The organism is Pseudomonas sp. UMAB-40 (assembly GCF_900095275.1).
Taxonomy (GTDB): domain Bacteria; phylum Pseudomonadota; class Gammaproteobacteria; order Pseudomonadales; family Pseudomonadaceae; genus Aquipseudomonas; species Aquipseudomonas mandelii_B.
In genome coordinates this window covers 1-17043 of sequence record NZ_LT607557.1, presented here as the reverse complement: position 1 = coordinate 17043, position 17043 = coordinate 1, and the positions used below count along the sequence as shown (strand labels likewise).

Below are 17043 nucleotides of genomic sequence, written 5' to 3'. Positions count from 1 at the left end.
AGGTAGAGAATGTGAGTCAATTTTTCCAGATTCATCCGGAAAACCCGCAAGCGCGCCTGATCAAACAGGCTGTCGAGATCATCCGCAACGGCGGGGTGGTGATTTATCCCACAGACTCGTCCTACGCCATTGGTTGCCAGATCGGCGACAAGAACGCCGTGGACCGCGTGCGCCGTCTGCGCGGGCTGGACGACAAGCACAACTTCGCGCTGATTTGCAGCGACCTGTCGCAACTTGGGGTGTTCGCCAAGATCGACACCGGCACCTTCCGCTTGCTCAAAGCGCACCTGCCCGGGCCTTACACCTTCATTCTCAACGCCACCCGTGAAGTCCCGCGGCTGTTGTTGCACCCGAAAAAACGCACCATCGGCCTGCGGGTACCGAGCCATCCGATTGCCCTGGCGTTGCTGGAAGAACTCGGCGAGCCCTTGATGAGCGTGACCCTGATCATGCCCGGCGACACCGACCCGATGAGCGATCCTTACGAAATGCGCCAATTGCTTGAGCATCAGGTCGACCTGATCATCGATGGCGGTTTTGGCGGGATCAAGGCGTCCACCGTGATCAACCTCGCCGACGGCGAACCGGAAGTGATCCGCGTCGGTTGCGGCGACCCTACGCCGTTCATGGCCGAGGCGTAGATGTCTGCAGTAGAGCCCGTTGTCGACAGTCAGGCCGGTGCCCAGCAAGAACTGCCCTTCGCCATGGTCTATGGCCAGGCGGTCATGGAAATGCCGCTGGACCTGTACATTCCGCCGGATGCGCTCGAGGTGTTTCTCGAAGCCTTTGAAGGCCCCCTCGACCTGCTGCTGTACCTGATCCGCAAACAGAACATCAACATCCTCGACATCCCGGTGGCGGAAATCACGCGCCAGTACATGGGCTATGTCGAGCTGATGCAGTCGGTGCGCCTGGAACTGGCCGCCGAGTACCTGGTGATGGCCGCGATGCTGGCGGAGATCAAGTCGCGGATGCTGTTGCCCCGCGCCGAAACCATCGAAGACGAAGAAGATGACCCGCGCGCCGAACTGATCCGTCGCTTGCAGGAATACGAACGCTTCAAGGCGGCGGCCGAAGGCATTGATGGCCTGACTCGCGTCGGGCGTGACGTGGTGGTGCCCAAGCTGGATGCCCCGGAAGCCCGGGCACGCAAGCTGTTGCCGGATGTGCGTTTGTCAGAGCTGCTGCTGTCCATGGCCGAGGTCCTGCGCCGTGGCGACATGTTCGAAAGTCACCAGGTCAGCCGCGAGGCGTTGTCCACCCGCGAACGCATGAGCGATGTGCTGGACCGGCTCAAGGGCGGCGGTTTCGTGCCCTTCGTCGAGCTGTTCACCGCTGAAGAAGGACGTCTGGGGGTGGTGGTGACCTTTATGGCGATCCTCGAACTGGTCAAGGAATCTTTGGTCGAGCTGGTGCAGAATGAGCCGTTCGCGGCGATCCACGTGCGAGCCCGAGCCGAATAACGAGTTGAATCATGAACCTGACTGAACCCCGCGAGCTGGCGCCATTGCTTGAAGCCTTTCTGTTGGCCTCGGGAAAACCGCAATCGCTTGAACGCCTGTTCGAACTCTTCGAAGAGGGCGAGCGCCCTGAGCCGCCAGTCTTCAAGAAAGCCCTGACAATTCTGGCCAAGTCCTGCGACGGCCGCGCCTTCGAGCTGAAGGAAGTGGCCTCCGGGTATCGCCTGCAGATCCGCGAAAAGTTCTCGCCGTGGGTAGGGCGTTTGTGGGAAGAACGCCCGCAGCGTTATTCCCGCGCCATGCTCGAAACCATCGCCTTGATTGCCTATCGCCAGCCGATCACCCGGGGCGAGATCGAAGACGTGCGGGGCGTGGCGGTCAACAGTCACATCGTCAAAACTCTGCTGGAGCGCGAGTGGATCCGTATCGTCGGGTACCGCGACGTGCCTGGCAAACCGGCGATGTTCGCCACCACCAAGGCGTTTCTCGACCACTTCAACCTGAAAAATCTCGACGATTTGCCACCACTGGCTGAGTTGCGTGAGCTGGAGCCTGATCCGGTACTCGATTTCGACGATGCGCCGGTGCCGGCAGGCTTGCAGGAATTGGCCGATGCCAGCGCCGAACCGGAAGAGCCCAAGGAGGAGACCAGTTTCCATACGCTGTTGCTGGAACTGGACACCATGGAGGAGGGGATCAAGACCGACTTCGATGACATCCTGCGCGACAGCGCGGTGACGGATTCCGAAGAGGTGCTGGATCAGCCTGAGCCTGAGATCGAAGTTGAACTTCAGGTCGAGCCTGAAGCCACAGTCGAAGAAGAGCAGGAAGAAGAGCAGGAAGAAGAGCTTGAAGACGACGTGCTGGGTGTTGCCGAAGCCCGCGAAAAGCTCCTGGCTGCCGTCGCCGCTCTCGAACAACCAAAACCCGAGCCCGAGTTGAGCGACGAAGAAGCCGAAGCCCGCGCCCTGGCCGAAGCCATCGAAGCCGAACGCCGCGAATTCGACGACTGACCCCAACCCTGAGAACAAATGAGATCCCTGTGGGAGCGGGCTTGCCCGCGATGAGGATGTGTCAGTCGACATCATTGTTGTCTGATCCACCGCAATCGCGGGCAAGCCCGCTCCCACAGGGGAATGTGTGGTCTGGAGTGATTGATGAGTTCTACCAAAGACCCCTGCATCAGCCTCTGCAAATTCACCGACGACATCTGCCTCGGTTGCGGTCGCAGCAAGCGCGAGATCAAGGCCTGGAAGAAACTCGACAAGACCGACAAGCGCACTGTTCTTGCTGAAGCCTCGCTGCGCTTGATCAAACTTGGCGCCACCGGTCGGCGGAAAGGCAAGTAAGTCTCCATTCATCAGCTAGTCTCTGATGCGCGAACGCTTCCATGAGCGTATGATTCGCGACCCTTTGGCGATCCCTTTGCCAAAGTACCCAGTTTTACATCGCTTCAGGACGCTCAATTCAGGGCCGCCTGAACAGACCACACCGGGAGGTGCCCAGATGAGTATCAACGACCAGAAAGACGACCAGGAAATCGGCCCAGCAGGCGAAAAACTGCAGAAAGTCCTCGCCCGTATCGGCGTCGGCTCGCGCCGTGACGTAGAAGCCTGGATCAGCCACGGCCGCATCAAGGTCAATGGCAAAGACGCCACCCTTGGGCAGCGCGTCGACATGCACGACGCCATCACCATTGATGGCAAGGTGATCAAGCGCGAAGAAGCCGCCGAGTCGGTACGCCGCGTGATCATGTACAACAAGCCCGACGGTGAGATCTGCACCCGCCTTGATCCGGAAGGCCGTCCGACCGTTTTCGACAAGATGCCGCGCCCGAAAGAAGGTCGCTGGATCAACATCGGTCGTCTGGACATCAACACCACCGGTCTGCTGATGTTCACCACCGACGGTGAGCTGGCCAACCGACTGATGCACCCGTCCTACGAAATGGACCGTGAATACGCGGTACGTGTCCGTGGCGAAGTCGATGACGAGATGATCGAGCGTCTGAAAGCAGGCGTCGTCCTCGAAGACGGCCCGGCCAAGTTCACCGACATCAAGCAAGCGCCAGGTGGCGAAGGTTTCAACCACTGGTACCACTGCGTGGTGATGGAAGGTCGCAACCGCGAAGTTCGTCGTCTGTGGGAATCCCAGGGCCTGGTGGTCAGCCGTCTGAAGCGCGTGCGTTTCGGTCCGGTGTTCCTCAACTCCGACCTGCCGATGGGCCGCTGGCGCGAAATGAGCCAGTACGAAGTCGACATTCTGAGTGCTGAAGTCGGCCTGACCCCGGTGGCCATGCCGCAGATGAACGCCAAGAGCAAAGACAAGCTCGACCGCATGCAGCGTAAATCGTCGCGTCCAATGGGCAAGACCGAGCGCGTGCGTTCGTTGCGTCCAGCCATCGGTAACCAGACCGCTGCTACGCCACGTGATACTCGTGAACCGCATATCGAAGGCGAGCGTCCAGCGCGCAAACCAGCAGCACCGCGTGCTGACGGCGAGCGCGGTCCACGCACGCCGCGTCCGGCCAACGGTCGCACTGAACGTGGCGAAGGCCGTGGTGCGCCAAGCGGTGGTCGCAGTGATCGCGGTGCTCCAGCCGGTCGTGGCGAGTCTCGTGGTGAGTCGGGTCGCGGTACGCCAGTGGCAGACCGTCCTTCCGACACCAAGCGTCCGGCCAAGGCGCCGGCGAAGAAGCGCCCAGGCATAGTTCTGGTCGACAAGGATGCGCCATCGGGCAAACGCCGTGGTGCGCCGGCCGGTTCGGGCCAGCGTCCGGGCTTTGGTCGTCGCAAGCCTGAGTAATCGGTAAGCGCCGCATAAAAAACGCAAACCCTCGGTTCTTTGCCGAACAATCGGTTATATAAGAACTACCAATAGCCCTCGCTCAGAGGGCTATTTTGTATTCAACATTTGTTGTATTTGACAGCTCTAGATCTACTACCTATACCGAACGGACGATTAGGCGAGGATTGCTTGATGCCCGTAGTGAATGCATACGCAAAGGTCGTAGTCGATGATTCAAGGTTTCGGAGTGAAATCCCAGTCCTCTTGACCGAGATAGGGGGTGTCCTGCCCCAGCTGAACTATCTGCAGAACAAGCAAACCGAGCGCAGGCTTGCCAGGCAACACAATGTCGTCATCTCCTTGCGCCCCCGATATGCTTTTTTAGGAAAAACCGGAGAGGCGACATCCTGACACCGGGGGTAACCTAGGATCCATTCAGTGATGTGGTCATCCCTACAAACTAACTCGCGTGCGCCCTCGAGTGCCGGATTGGTGCGACTACGCGACGTGTGACCTTCCTGATTGGGAACGCTCTGTAGGTGTCTGGATGCCGTATGACGAAACGAGTGTGCTGAATGCCTTACCGATACCCAGCTCATCACTACTCAAGAACCTTTGACTAATGAGTCTTTTGATGTAACGAATTATTTCAGCGAGGTTTACCTATAGACTAGCCCCTTATACGATGCAAACCGCATTTACTACTCTCCATTAGGTCTGAGTCAACGATGATTAGACACTGACTGTTAACGGTGTAACAAAACGATGATTTCTGGCCACGCAAAGTTTGCGCGTGAAAAAATAAACAGCAGCTGGATACAGGCGCGATTATTTTTAGCATCTATTTCCAAGCTATTATTGAGTGTGTGAACAATGGGTGGCACTGATTTTCTGGCTGAAAAAACTAAAGTTTTCAGTATTGTTGTAGTTAACTACAAAACACCCGAAATAACCAAAATATGCTTGGACCTATTGCATCAGCATGTGGGCAACAGCGGCGTCCCGATATGGGTGGTTGACAACTATTCCGCCGATGAAAGCACAGAGTATTTGCGTACACTTGACTGGATCAACCTGATCGAGCGAACCACTCCCGAACCAGAACAGGGCCATATCGCGCATGGTAAAGCACTCGACATGGCGTTGGAACGTATTGATACCGACTACGTATTTCTGCTGCACACCGATACGTTTATTTTTGATAAAAATGTGTTTTCGATGATGCTGAACAAATGCATGAAGAACCCGAAGGTCATAGCCGTTGGTTGTGTAGAACAATTAAACCGCGGTATCACTAGAACCCTCTGGCGCTTTAGTTCACGACTATTCAAACACCACTTCAGACGTACGAAACTTTCCCTTGGGCTACGCTCCAGAGAGCCAAAGCCGTACAGGGAAGTTTACCTGAAGAGCTTCTGTACGTTATGGAACTGCAAATTGATCAAACAGCACGACATGCATTTTTTGATGGATGATCGTGTGCCTGGCTATACCCTCCAAGACCGCATGACCGAGCTTGGTTATGTTGTTGAACTTTTGTCGCCGCGTAAGATATTCAGTTATCTCGATCACATTCAGTCCGGCACTGTAGCTGCCGCTGGAGGCTATGAAACGACTCATAGACGCACCAAGATGTACAACAACGTCCTGGAGCGTCTGAGCAAGGACGATAGCAAAGGTCAAACGTCGCAGGCACGCAACAAGTAGTGTAGGCAACACTATCAAAAGTCATCCATAGGTCTTTATGTTCAGGTTATTGGAGCGGTAATGACACCCATCACTAAAACACTACCCATCACCCTCTCCCCGGAGCTTGATTTCGACCAGAACGCCGCCAGCACTTTTGGTCACTCACTAGCCAGTTGCTATGTCCAGGCCACGCCATTTCCACACATCGTCATCGATGATTTTTTACCGGAAGACCTGATTGCGAGTATCTGCGCGCACTTCCCAGTCGAGCCAACCAACAACGAAATGCTCTACGAGCGTGGCTATAAAGGTCAGCACAAACGGCAAATCAGTCCCAACGAATGCGATCCCTATCTGAAGACGGTGTTCAATGCCTTTAACTCGGCACCCATGTTGCAGTTTCTTGAAAAGCTGACGGGCATCGAAGGTTTGATACCCGACCCATACTTTACCGGTGGCGGGCTGCATGAAACAAAAAAGGGTGGTTTCCTGGGGGTGCACTCGGACTTCAGACTCAACAAAAAGCTTAATATTGAACGCAGACTGAATGCCATTATTTATCTTAACGAAGACTGGCAGGAGGAATACGGCGGCAACCTGGAACTTTGGGATGTCGACATGAAGACTTGTCTTAAAAAAGTCCTGCCGATTTATAACCGCTGCGTCATTTTCAACACAGACAAAGACAGCAACCATGGGCACCCAGAGCCTTTAACGACTCCGCAGCACATCACGCGCAGGTCTATAGCGCTTTATTACTACACCGCAGCAACCGTGGCGGCCGATCCCGCACAAAGAAACAAAACCCATTACAAGCCAAGGCCCAAAGATCGTTTAAGCCTCAAGTACTATATGAGCAAGCTGATCAAGAAGAAAAACTAAACAATATTGCCAGGAAGGGGGGGGGCCGACCCCTTCGCGGGCAAGCCCGCTCCCACAGGTACGGCGGCGTCCCTGTGGGGGCGGACTCGCTCATGAAGATATCAGTCGCATCTGCAGGAAAATGGTTGCTAAAACACAAACCGCCCATCAAACACCGGCTCATCATCCAGTGCCAATACGCCACTGGAGAAGATCAGGTCCAGATGATGGCTGCCCTTGGCCCCTCCACCCAACCCCAGATGCAGCCCGCAATGGCGCTCCTCGAACCCGGCATTTCGGGCATACAGCGCCTTCACGCCTTCATTGGTGCCGATCCCCAACTCCTCAATGCGCCGGTTCGACGGATTAGCCTCCAGGTACTTGTTGAAATCATGTTCCAGCCCCGGCACATCCGTGGCGATCTTGTGGATGGTCGAGTTCTCGATCCATAACTCCAGCGGCGAATCCAGCACCCCGTACTTGCGGGCAAACGGAATAGTGCTGAGGAACGTCCCCATGAACTTCACCCGGCCGTTGATTGCTTCACTGTGCGTGGCAATTTCACCGGGGGCCAAATCAAAGTTGCCGATGCCGTTGATATCCGTCCACTTCTTGATGCTATGCATCGGTGTTTCAAACCATGAGCCGTGATCATCTTTGAAACTTAACGTGGTGGCATGGGACATGCGCTGGATCAAGTGGCTGTTCAACCCCGCTATGCGCTGTGGAGTGACGCTGAAAGTGTTGTAGAAGTAATCGCCGTAATCCTTGAACAGCAGCGACTTCTTCCAGTTCTCGGCCATCACACCTTGCAGCGCACGGACAAACTCCGGGCCGTCGGGGCGAGGATTAGGCAGGGTGGAAGAGTCGTAGAAGAAAATGTACAGATCGCTGTCGGCAATCGCCTGGGCCAGCTTATCTGTCGGCTCAATGTCCAGGCGCAAGGCGTTGAAACGGAAGGGCTGGCTGTCACCGGCCTGTTCGGCGATGGCGCCGGTCAGTGCCTCGTAATCAGCGGTGTGGCCGAGCAAGACCTTTGCCGGGTTGATGCCGGCAACGGCAGGGTGGTGTTCGAGGTAGTAAAGGAAATGCGAAATGGCGCGTTGCTTATCCATGTAGTCCTCCCTGACAAACCGAGAAAAAGTGGCAGGCACAACCGGCCGGATCGTGCCTGCCGGGGTGCCTTACAGAGGCCACATCGCCGTGCCGAACGGAACAACCGCGTCGGCTTGCATCATTTCAACGGCGGCTTCATGGGTTGGTGCTTCAAACCAATCGTCCAGTTGCAGTTCAGTTTCCAAGTCTTTTTCAAGTGCTTGCATTGTGAATCTCCTAGATGACTTTTCGGTAAGTGCAGCGGCGCGTTTTCGGTCATTGAATAACGTGCCAACTTGCCGGTCGATGCGTCTCGGCAAGTCGCTGAAAACCTAGTCCAGAGCTTTTTAAATTGCAATAAAATAATCAAATTAGATTTATTTGCACTTTTTATTCTGTTTTTTGGGAGCGTATTTATCGATTAAAAACAAAAAACTAACTCGACCTTTTCCTTAGGAAGCTTCCTAACGTCAATTTGCAGTCGTCCTACAGATTGATCTGATTTGGAAAGTGTGCGTTACGGCTTGTAAAGAAAAGCTGACGGATTTTCGCTTCTCAGCCCTTGAATTGACGTCCACGGAAAGGGTGTAAGGAAATCCTTCCGCAAACACCTCGCTCTACCACCCTGCAAGGCTCTGGCCCGCTTGTTTCAGCGGCGCTGGAAGGGTGAGATGCGCTTCATGCCTGTCGTGCAGGTGCATAACAAGAAGGAGGCGCAATGAACGCCGTGACTCATCTCCACTTCTCCCCCGAGGGCGATTTGTTTGTCGTCCCCGTCGAAGACCCGCAAAGGTCTGACCCAGTTTTTGCAGCCGCCCGAGACCCTCGGGGCGGACACAGGCAATCCCGGCAAACGATGCGCTGATCCAGCGGTGTCTGGCAGCAGGGGGTTACAGGTGTACAATGCGCCGCGTTTTAACTGTGACCTCCTGCGCACCTGCGCAAACCTCAAGGCTATCCGCCTTGTTCACTCCGCCGCGCCACAAGCGTGTCGGGTTCGATTTCGTCACAGATAAAAACAAACAGGTGACGCATGACCGTTGTAAAAACGCTGAACTCCTTTTGCCTTCGCTGGGGTTTGATCGGCGCTGCTTGAAATCGCAACCGAGCAGCAACGTCTAACGAACATCATCAAACCTTGCGTGAGACCCTTTTCATGAGTGGACAAAACTCGCATTCAGGCGAGCTGAAACGCGGCCTGAAAAATCGCCATATTCAACTGATCGCCCTCGGTGGCGCGATCGGTACCGGGCTGTTCCTGGGCTCGGCCGGCGTACTGAAATCTGCCGGCCCGTCGATGATCCTCGGCTACGCCATCTGCGGCTTCATTGCGTTCATGATCATGCGCCAGCTCGGCGAAATGATTGTCGAAGAACCGGTGGCCGGTTCCTTCAGCCACTTCGCCCACAAATACTGGGGCGGGTTCGCCGGCTTCCTGTCGGGCTGGAACTGCTGGATCCTGTACATCCTGGTGGGCATGTCGGAGCTGACTGCGGTCGGCAAATACATCCACTACTGGGCGCCACACATTCCGACCTGGGTCTCGGCCGCCGGCTTCTTCGTCCTGATCAACCTGATCAACCTGGCCAACGTCAAAGTCTTTGGCGAGGCCGAGTTCTGGTTCGCAATCATCAAGGTCGTGGCGATTGTCGGCATGATCGCGCTCGGCAGCTACCTGCTGGTCAGCGGCCATGGCGGCCCGCAAGCCTCGGTGACCAACCTGTGGGCCCACGGTGGTTTCTTCCCGAACGGCGTCAGCGGCCTGGTGATGGCCATGGCAATCATCATGTTCTCCTTCGGCGGCCTGGAAATGCTCGGTTTCACCGCAGCAGAAGCCGACAAGCCGAGAACCGTGATCCCGAAAGCGATCAACCAGGTGATCTACCGGATCCTGATTTTCTACATCGGTGCGCTGGTCATTCTGCTGTCGCTGACGCCGTGGGACAGCCTGTTGGCGACCCTGAACGCGTCGGGTGATTCCTACAGCGGCAGCCCGTTCGTGCAAGTGTTCTCGATGCTTGGCAGCGACACCGCCGCGCACATCCTCAACTTTGTGGTCCTGACGGCGGCGCTGTCGGTGTACAACAGCGGCACTTACTGCAACAGCCGCATGCTGCTGGGTATGGCCGAGCAGGGCGATGCGCCGAAAGCCTTGGCGAAAATCGACAAGCGCGGCGTGCCGGTGCGTTCGATCCTCGCTTCGGCGGCGGTGACGTTGATTGCGGTGTTGCTGAACTACCTGATACCGCAAAACGCGCTGGAACTGCTGATGTCGCTGGTGGTTGCCACCCTCGTGATCAACTGGGCGATGATCAGCTTCTCGCACTTCAAGTTCCGCCAGCACATGAACAAGACCCACCAAACGCCGTTGTTCAAGGCCCTGTGGTACCCGTATGGGAACTACGTCTGCCTGGCGTTCGTGGTGTTCATTCTCGGCGTGATGCTGTTGATCCCGGGCATCCAGATCTCCGTGTATGCGATTCCGGTTTGGGTCGCGTTCATGTGGGTGTGCTACGGCATCAAGAACAAACGCAGCGCTCAGCATGCGTTGCACGCGGCAAACGCGAAGTAAGCGCAGCACGCAGAAACAACAAACCCGGCCAATGTGCCGGGTTTTTTGTTTTGAGGACTGACACAAATCCCTGTGGGAGCGTGGCTTGCCCGCGATTCAGGCACCGCGGTTCATCAGGCATACCGGGTCATCGTTCTTCGCGGGCAAGCCACGCTCCCACAGGGGCAGCATTCCTTCAGTCTATTCGCGGTATCCTGCGCGTTCTGAATACGGACGGTTTTCCATGCTGGTGATTTCCAATCACTTATTCTGGTTTTATGGAATGACTGTTAAGTCCTTTTAGATTGCGGGTTACAGGTAATCTTTGATGTTCGACCTTCCAGGTTGAAGGTTGGTTTTTTCCCGTTTCTATCCCGTATCTGTTCTATACCCCTGATCATAGGCAGCACAATAACCAGTTGCGACCGGCAGAGAACGGCCAAAAGCAGTGAGTCGGATGAATCTAAAAAACGCGGGGCGATTCACAATGGTAGATTGTGAATTCATCCAGGAGGTGTTTCGGTGCTCGTCGCCGATCTAAACTGGAGCCCCATGTCAGCGAGCGATTTTTACCATCTATTAAGTACGAATCGAATATGAAATTGACCCCCCTGCAGATCAACGCGCTCCTTGAACACATAGGTTTTACCGTCGTCAGCGATAATGTAAAAAAACACATCTGGCGCTATAAAGGAGGTGAGCCACTTTTTGTGAACATGGAGAACAACACTGGAAAATCTGCCCTAGTAATTGACCCAGGCTGGATGGAGCGAGTCTCGGAACTCCATGAAGTTCAAGGTGTGATTCCCGGAGCCAGGCACGTTTACCATAGCAACATGAACGTTTTTCCAAAGCGTTTGAACAAAGGGGGCAAGCCGACTCACTACGGTTTACCTTTAACGCTAAATGATGAAAGGTCGCTGCTTGGCCTTTTGGGCGTTCTGTACCCAGGGCTTGATACTAAGCGGACTGATCCTGTGACTTCAGTATCAGCGAGTGAAACGCCTCTGCATGAAAGTCGATCCATCAACCATTCTGAGTTACTGGGCTGGTTTGCACGGCACACAGGGCGGGAGCTCACTTGGGAGCAGCTCCAGCAAGCTCCCAGTACCGTCACGATTTCGGCCAAGGGTATTTACAAACCAAAGGAGCTTATGTACGCGCTGTCGATTCGACAGACGTTGGACAGTCCCTACAGTGATCAACAGCTCGATTATCAAGATAACGGAAGCTGGCATTACTCCTATGCTCAAGAGGAGAACCCGCGCGGCAACTCGGCTGACCTTTTCACCAATCAAGGCCTGAAGAAATGCATGGACGATGGAGTGCCGGTTGCGGTTCTGGTGCAACTTTCTAAAAAGCCTGACGTGACAAGATATCGGATGCTAGGCCTGGCCAAGGTTATCTCGTGGAAGGACGGAGTTTTTACCCTTGAGAGCACCACGCTGGCAGAAAATGACACCACTGCAAACCCCGCTGCCGACGATTCGACAGCATACTCGCCGAATGGAGTCGAAGATAACCGTAAGCGCACGCTCAGGGAGATCGCTCAGCGTCTAGGGCAGGGAGCATTTCGAAGTGGCTTGCTGACCGCCTACGAGGGACGCTGCGCCATCACAAATTACGCAGTTGAGGAGGTGCTGGAAGCTGCGCATATCACCCCGTATTTGGGGCAAGAAACGAATCACATAAGCAACGGCCTTCTACTACGCAGTGATCTACATACGCTGTGGGACAGGGGCCTGATCTATCTTTGTGATGATCTCAAATTACATCTCAAACCGTCTCTGGCACCCTCTGAATATGCTCCTCTCGCAGGTAAAAAAATCAGGGCTACAACGGGTGGCGCTCCAGGGCTATCTATGGATGCGATCCGGGCACATAGAGAGTGGTGTTTCAAGACTGATTGTGGCGAGTAGTTGATCCGATATGACGTTCGGTGACGATGGTTTAGTCGCTGTGATTGCTCGAGTAGGCATAGTGCTGTGTTAGATTCTTGCGATACCAAATTTCGGCGGAATCGACATGAGCGAAGTGGCTAATCAAACAGACAGACTTCGTCTGCTCGAACAGAAAGTAGATGAGTTCTCGGCGGCCAGAGACTGGGAGAAATTTCACACCCCGAAAAATCTGTCCATGGCGCTGACGGTTGAGGCCGCTGAGCTGATGGAGATTTTTCAGTGGCTTGAACCTCAGGAGCACTTCGAGAAGCTTTCCTCAAAAAAACAGATGGCGGTGGAGCATGAGGTGGCTGATATCTTCATTTACCTTATGCGATTTTGCTCGGTAACCGGGATCGATCTGATCAGCGCTGCAGAGGAAAAACTTAAGCACAATGCCGAGAAGTACCCAGCCGAACTGGTCAAAGGACAGTCCAAGAAATACACGGAGTATGAATGACAAAATTGTTCGTTTTTACGGCGGGAGTTCCTGCTGCTCGTAAACACATAAGTGACTCTATTTCGGCCCCCGTAAAGCTATCGAAGCTTGATGATGCACTTGAGCCGCATGAGGCAAGCTATGTGCGATCGCTCCTGCCAAGTGACGAGGGTTTCTTTGCCTGGGGGGCCGTTCCAGGGGAGAAAAACATCCCTACATGGGAAGCCATGGGCGAAGGGGATATCGTTCTCACAGCGTACGACAACCACTACCGATACGTTTCCTCGGTATTGCTCAAGCTACATAACCGAGAGCTGGCAAAGAGTATCTGGGACGTCGACGCTGACGGGAATACTTGGGAGTACATGTACATCCTGAGCGAGCCTAAACCCATCAAGGTGCACGTGACAGCGGAACCTGCGATTGGTTATCTCTACAACGGCTACCGCGGTTTCACTCAGATCAAAAATCGAATCGACAGGATTAATGACGACTTTGGCGATCTGAATAGCTTCATCACCGCAGCTTTCGGGGTAGATATGCCGAAGCTGGTCATTCCTATTGAATTGCTAGCCGCCGAGCAAGAAGCTGAGTCGACAGGCTCATTTGACCCTGACAGCGTGCTCGATGAGCGTAAGAAAGTCTTTGCTGCGATTGTGCGGCGAAGGGGGCAACCAAAATTCAGAAAAGAAGTTATGGAGGCTTATGAGGGCAAGTGCGCGGTGACTGGTTGCTCTGTTGAAGCAGTGCTAGAGGCGGCCCACATCAAGTCATATGCAGGAGACAACACAAACCATGTTACGAACGGAGTTCTACTGAGGGCAGACATCCATACACTCTACGATTTGGGCAAGCTGAAGATCGATGAGAAAGGTGTAGTGCACCTCGACAGCGACCTTAAGGGCTCGATTTATGGGGTCCATAGCGGTCAAAAAATCAGCCTGCCGAAAGGCGTAAAAAAGGCACCGAATATCAAAGCACTCAAGAACAAATTCAGCGGCAGTATTGAGCCAATGTTAGCTATTTTGTAGTTGCTTGCAGCTCGTTCTTCAATGATTTTATGAGTGAGCATGCGTCTGCTGCTGTTGCGCGAGCTAGAAAGCTCAGATCACCCGCAGGGCTTTTTCGTTTCTAACTGACATAGAGCGAGCAAAGTGGAGTTCTAGTTGACGGAGAAGTCTTCCGGGCGAAGCTATTAGCCTACCTGACATTCGTAATCTGGCGCCCAGGAGGTGCTTGGTTCAACAGCGTCTAGCTGTGGCTGGGTGATCACCACAGTGGAGTGATGTATATACCAGTCGGGTGGCGGCAGCGTTGTCTCAGACGTCTCCTTTTGGCCGGTCTCTGCCTATGATGACAGGCAGGAGTCGGCCAAAGGCAGACGCCCGGGGGTAGGTACCGACATTGGCGGACGTTTGGATCAGGTCGTTACCGGCCAAAAGTAATGATGCAAATGTGTCTGCGAAACTGAGCCAATTCACACATGGGACGAAAGATCGCCGTATCTGGAAGGCTATCGTACTCAAAAGCCCAGGCCGGAAGGTTCAGTTCCACCTTCTCTAGCAGGTTTTTCGTCAGGTTCTATTTTCGGGATCGCCCCCAAGTCAGCCCACTTTGCGAGTTCGTGGAGAGAACTGAATGCATAGCTCTCCAGTGGACCTGTCATTGATATCCCAAACAAAACAATTGGAAATTTTTGGCTGGTATTTTCCCCGCCTCGTAATCCTAGTAACCATTGTAAGTATAGTGAGAATTCGGCAGCATGCAGCCCTGCTTTTTTTTGCGCAACTTTACTGGCAAGCTCTTCGCCTAGGAATATTTGGGCTTTATCATCTACTCTTTTAACTGTTTCGGACTTTAGCGCTATACAGGCAGGAAGCACATCTGGACGACATACCAAATCCTGGTATATACCTCCATGTGTTTTTAATCCCGCGTCGCGAATTTTTTTTCCCCACATGACATAATGACACTGCCGATGGTAGTGCTCCGCGTCTTTATGCTGTCTTAAACTTGTGCACAATCGACATGCTGATAGTTTTGTATTTTCCGCCTTAACGTTCCGGCGCCCGGATTTAAACTCAATGAGTAAAAACCAATCATTAGCGGCAAACATCTCATCAGCATTAAAGTGTCGATCTGCGCCGCACAGTGGAATACTCAAATCATAGAGATTCTGCTTACCGCAGGACTTTACTAACTGGCGGTGGAATAGCTTAGCGACACTATTTTCTCTTCCTGACACACACGACTCCATCGTTGCGATTCACTGATCAGAGATCATAGTAGCCAGATGATATCTCGACGTCTATCGGCAGGTCCAATTCACGTCTCCTTACCGGCGACCACTAGAAGCCAGTTCTTCAGCGGAAAAATGGTTGTAATTCGCGGCCAGTGGCGATCACTTGGTTGTACGTCAACGGGCCTCAAAGAAATCAAGGCACAAATTAAGCGTGTGCATTCGGCAAATGCATAAAGTAACTTGACGCCAGACCTCATGGTTGCACTATGTTCAGCGCGCCGCCTTCATCTCCCACAAGCGGCAGAGTGCGGAGGATACAGACTGTATTCTGCTTGGCAGTTGGGCCCGACTGAAGTTCAAAATCAAGGAGTAACGCGTGCTGCATGCCATAACGCACAATAAGTCTCGTGTATATCAGCGGTACCTGGGGCATCGAGAACCCGGTGAAAAAAGAGTTTCAGAGGAAGATGAGATCACCGCTCTAATCATGGGGCCGTTGGCCTTCCTGCCTGCCAGTGCGATCGGGGCATTCTGGATGGCGCTCGCGAAAAAGGGAAAGCCAGAAGCGTTCCCTGAGGGGCCGGTAACACAGGCAGAAATGAGATTCTGGCCCAGAAAAAATCGAATCGAACCGGATATGTTGGTTGAGTTGTGGTGGGGAGCGGAGAGGTGGTCGCTACTGATCGAATTCAAATGGAGGGCTCCCTTGAGTGGTGACGACCAACTCCATAAGCAATGGAAGAACTATTTGTCGCATGATGAGCAGAAAAGAGCCTTGCACATCTTCATTGCCCCTGAGACCAGCGCAGGTATCGAAGCAAAGGGCCGAGACGACATTTGGAAAGGCCACCTTCTACTTCGCTCTTGGTTCGATGTGTTGAATACTTTGCATCAGTTGAAGAACTCGGAGTTGCTCCTGCATCGTTGGTCCGAAGAGGTGATCTGTTGCCTCGGAAAGCTAGGAATTCGCCCTTTTTGTGGTTTCAAGGACCTTGGTGCGCTGGAGTTAGCGCCGCAGAGAACCGAAATTTTCTGGAGGGGCTTCGATGGTTTTGCTCATCTGGAAACACCTGAACTTCCCTCAGTGAACGTCTCGCAACAAACATTCTTTAATGCAGTAGGAGGCCGTCATGGCTGATATCGGCAAGTCTATTTCCGAGTGTATCTCCTTCATTTCCAAGGTCGGCGCAGAGTGTGAGGTCCTCGCTTTGTTGTTGAAGCAAGAACTGAATAGCCTGCTGAACAACGGCTCGATCAGAAAGTACGTTGTAGCAGGACCATGGGTAGAAGCGTCTTTGACGGACAGCAATAGTTGGGTGTACACCGACATTGCATACTCTCTGCCCGTAATCATAAAGCCCAAACGAACGACTGGGGCGTACCTAAGCTTCCAGATTAGTTTCGTAGGGACTGGCATTGCCGCTATAGATAACAATCAACCGCTCCTGCACGTAGGCTTCTGGTCTAAGCCCGTAGATTTTGACGAGTGTTGGATGGGGTTCCCGCTGGATGATTCACCGCGAACCCTAGAGGAAGGTCAGTTGTTTAGATGGACAGCGTCTGGTGAAAACTTTAGCGAGTGGGTCTATAGCCTCCGTCTTGCAGAGGTCAATACGATGCAAGATATCCAAGAGCAGATCGTGATCCCAGTAATGGCGCTTCTATTGGGTGAGAGCGTCATAGATGCATTCGCTGGCACAGCCCGAAGCGTTGTCCGCTACTGCGAAACCGGAGGCTCACCAGGACAATATCGTGTGGTGCAGTGAGTAGTTTTCTTTGGGGCAAACTACGATTTGCTTGGCACTTGTTAAATCACCAAGCCGAGGTTCGTGGTCTGTCCCTGATGAATCGAAAAAGGTATGACTGCTTTTGGCCGATCGCTGCCTGTTGCAAGGGGCTTCAATCGACCCTAAGCAACCCTTGATGTAAGTTTGTTGTCGCCAAATGTTATTGGCATTCATGGAGGATTCTGACTGATG

At 53.7% G+C, this 17043-nt stretch carries 16 protein-coding genes; 13 read left to right on the top strand and 3 right to left on the bottom strand.

The genetic code is table 11. The features are described from left to right. The first annotated feature begins 11 nt into the window (after nt 1-11). The 7 genes from K0F88_RS11305 (at nt 12) to K0F88_RS11275 (ending at nt 6818) form a co-directional block, all read left to right on the top strand. Complete coding sequence (locus K0F88_RS11305) at nt 12-641, top strand: L-threonylcarbamoyladenylate synthase (protein WP_219095127.1); 630 nt, start codon at nt 12-14, stop codon at nt 639-641. After that, the gene (locus K0F88_RS11300) at nt 642-1463 is read left to right on the top strand and encodes a ScpA family protein (protein ID WP_010461931.1); all 822 of its coding nucleotides are present in this window, start codon (nt 642-644) and stop codon (nt 1461-1463) included. A gap of 11 nt (nt 1464-1474) precedes the next feature. Next, the gene (gene scpB / locus K0F88_RS11295; RefSeq protein WP_219095126.1) at nt 1475-2473 is read left to right on the top strand and encodes an SMC-Scp complex subunit ScpB; all 999 of its coding nucleotides are present in this window, start codon (nt 1475-1477) and stop codon (nt 2471-2473) included. 144 nt (nt 2474-2617) lie between these two features. After that, the gene (locus tag K0F88_RS11290; RefSeq protein ID WP_219095125.1) at nt 2618-2809 is read left to right on the top strand and encodes a DUF1289 domain-containing protein; all 192 of its coding nucleotides are present in this window, start codon (nt 2618-2620) and stop codon (nt 2807-2809) included. 157 nt (nt 2810-2966) lie between these two features. After that, nucleotides 2967-4265 carry a 23S rRNA pseudouridine(2605) synthase RluB gene (rluB, locus tag K0F88_RS11285; RefSeq protein WP_008156114.1) on the top strand — a complete coding sequence of 433 codons (1299 nt, stop codon included), beginning with the start codon at nt 2967-2969 and terminating at the stop codon, nt 4263-4265. 855 nt (nt 4266-5120) lie between these two features. Next, the gene (locus K0F88_RS11280) at nt 5121-5954 is read left to right on the top strand and encodes a glycosyltransferase (RefSeq protein ID WP_094467956.1); all 834 of its coding nucleotides are present in this window, start codon (nt 5121-5123) and stop codon (nt 5952-5954) included. 60 nt (nt 5955-6014) lie between these two features. Further along, nucleotides 6015-6818 carry a 2OG-Fe(II) oxygenase gene (locus K0F88_RS11275; RefSeq protein WP_094467957.1) on the top strand — a complete coding sequence of 268 codons (804 nt, stop codon included), beginning with the start codon at nt 6015-6017 and terminating at the stop codon, nt 6816-6818. A 128-nt stretch (nt 6819-6946) separates the two neighbouring features. Here K0F88_RS11275 and K0F88_RS11270 read toward each other — a convergent pair whose 3' ends face one another. Together K0F88_RS11270 and K0F88_RS11265 are read right to left on the bottom strand one after the other, a co-directional pair. Further along, nucleotides 6947-7912 (bottom strand): leucyl aminopeptidase, encoded by a 966-nt coding sequence (locus tag K0F88_RS11270; protein WP_219095124.1) that lies wholly within the window; start codon nt 7910-7912, stop codon nt 6947-6949. 69 nt (nt 7913-7981) lie between these two features. Further along, nucleotides 7982-8119 (bottom strand): hypothetical protein, encoded by a 138-nt coding sequence (locus K0F88_RS11265; RefSeq protein WP_010461921.1) that lies wholly within the window; start codon nt 8117-8119, stop codon nt 7982-7984. 929 nt (nt 8120-9048) lie between these two features. On the opposite strand from K0F88_RS11265, the gene K0F88_RS11260 reads away from it, so the two are divergent. From K0F88_RS11260 to K0F88_RS11245, 4 genes are all read left to right on the top strand, one after another. After that, on the top strand, nt 9049-10464 hold the full coding sequence (locus K0F88_RS11260; RefSeq protein ID WP_219095123.1) for an amino acid permease: 1416 nt from the start codon (nt 9049-9051) through the stop codon (nt 10462-10464). A 575-nt stretch (nt 10465-11039) separates the two neighbouring features. Continuing rightward, nucleotides 11040-12362, top strand: coding sequence for a DUF2002 family protein (locus tag K0F88_RS11255; RefSeq protein ID WP_219095122.1), 1323 nt, complete (start codon nt 11040-11042; stop codon nt 12360-12362). 106 nt (nt 12363-12468) lie between these two features. After that, nucleotides 12469-12843, top strand: a complete 375-nt coding sequence (locus K0F88_RS11250) for a nucleotide pyrophosphohydrolase (protein WP_219095121.1) — start codon at nt 12469-12471, stop codon at nt 12841-12843. Next, nucleotides 12840-13853, top strand: coding sequence for an HNH endonuclease (locus K0F88_RS11245; protein WP_219095120.1), 1014 nt, complete (start codon nt 12840-12842; stop codon nt 13851-13853). Before K0F88_RS11250 ends, K0F88_RS11245 begins: the two co-directional genes overlap by 4 nt. A gap of 491 nt (nt 13854-14344) precedes the next feature. Here K0F88_RS11245 and K0F88_RS11240 read toward each other — a convergent pair whose 3' ends face one another. Then, nucleotides 14345-15067 (bottom strand): hypothetical protein, encoded by a 723-nt coding sequence (locus K0F88_RS11240; RefSeq protein WP_219095119.1) that lies wholly within the window; start codon nt 15065-15067, stop codon nt 14345-14347. Nucleotides 15068-15440: 373 nt separating this feature from the next. Between K0F88_RS11240 and K0F88_RS11235 the strand changes: the two genes are divergently transcribed. After that, on the top strand, nt 15441-16202 hold the full coding sequence (locus K0F88_RS11235) for a hypothetical protein (RefSeq protein WP_219095118.1): 762 nt from the start codon (nt 15441-15443) through the stop codon (nt 16200-16202). After that, the gene (locus K0F88_RS11230) at nt 16195-16830 is read left to right on the top strand and encodes a hypothetical protein (RefSeq protein ID WP_219095117.1); all 636 of its coding nucleotides are present in this window, start codon (nt 16195-16197) and stop codon (nt 16828-16830) included. Before K0F88_RS11235 ends, K0F88_RS11230 begins: the two co-directional genes overlap by 8 nt. The last annotated feature ends 213 nt before the right edge of the window (nt 16831-17043 follow it).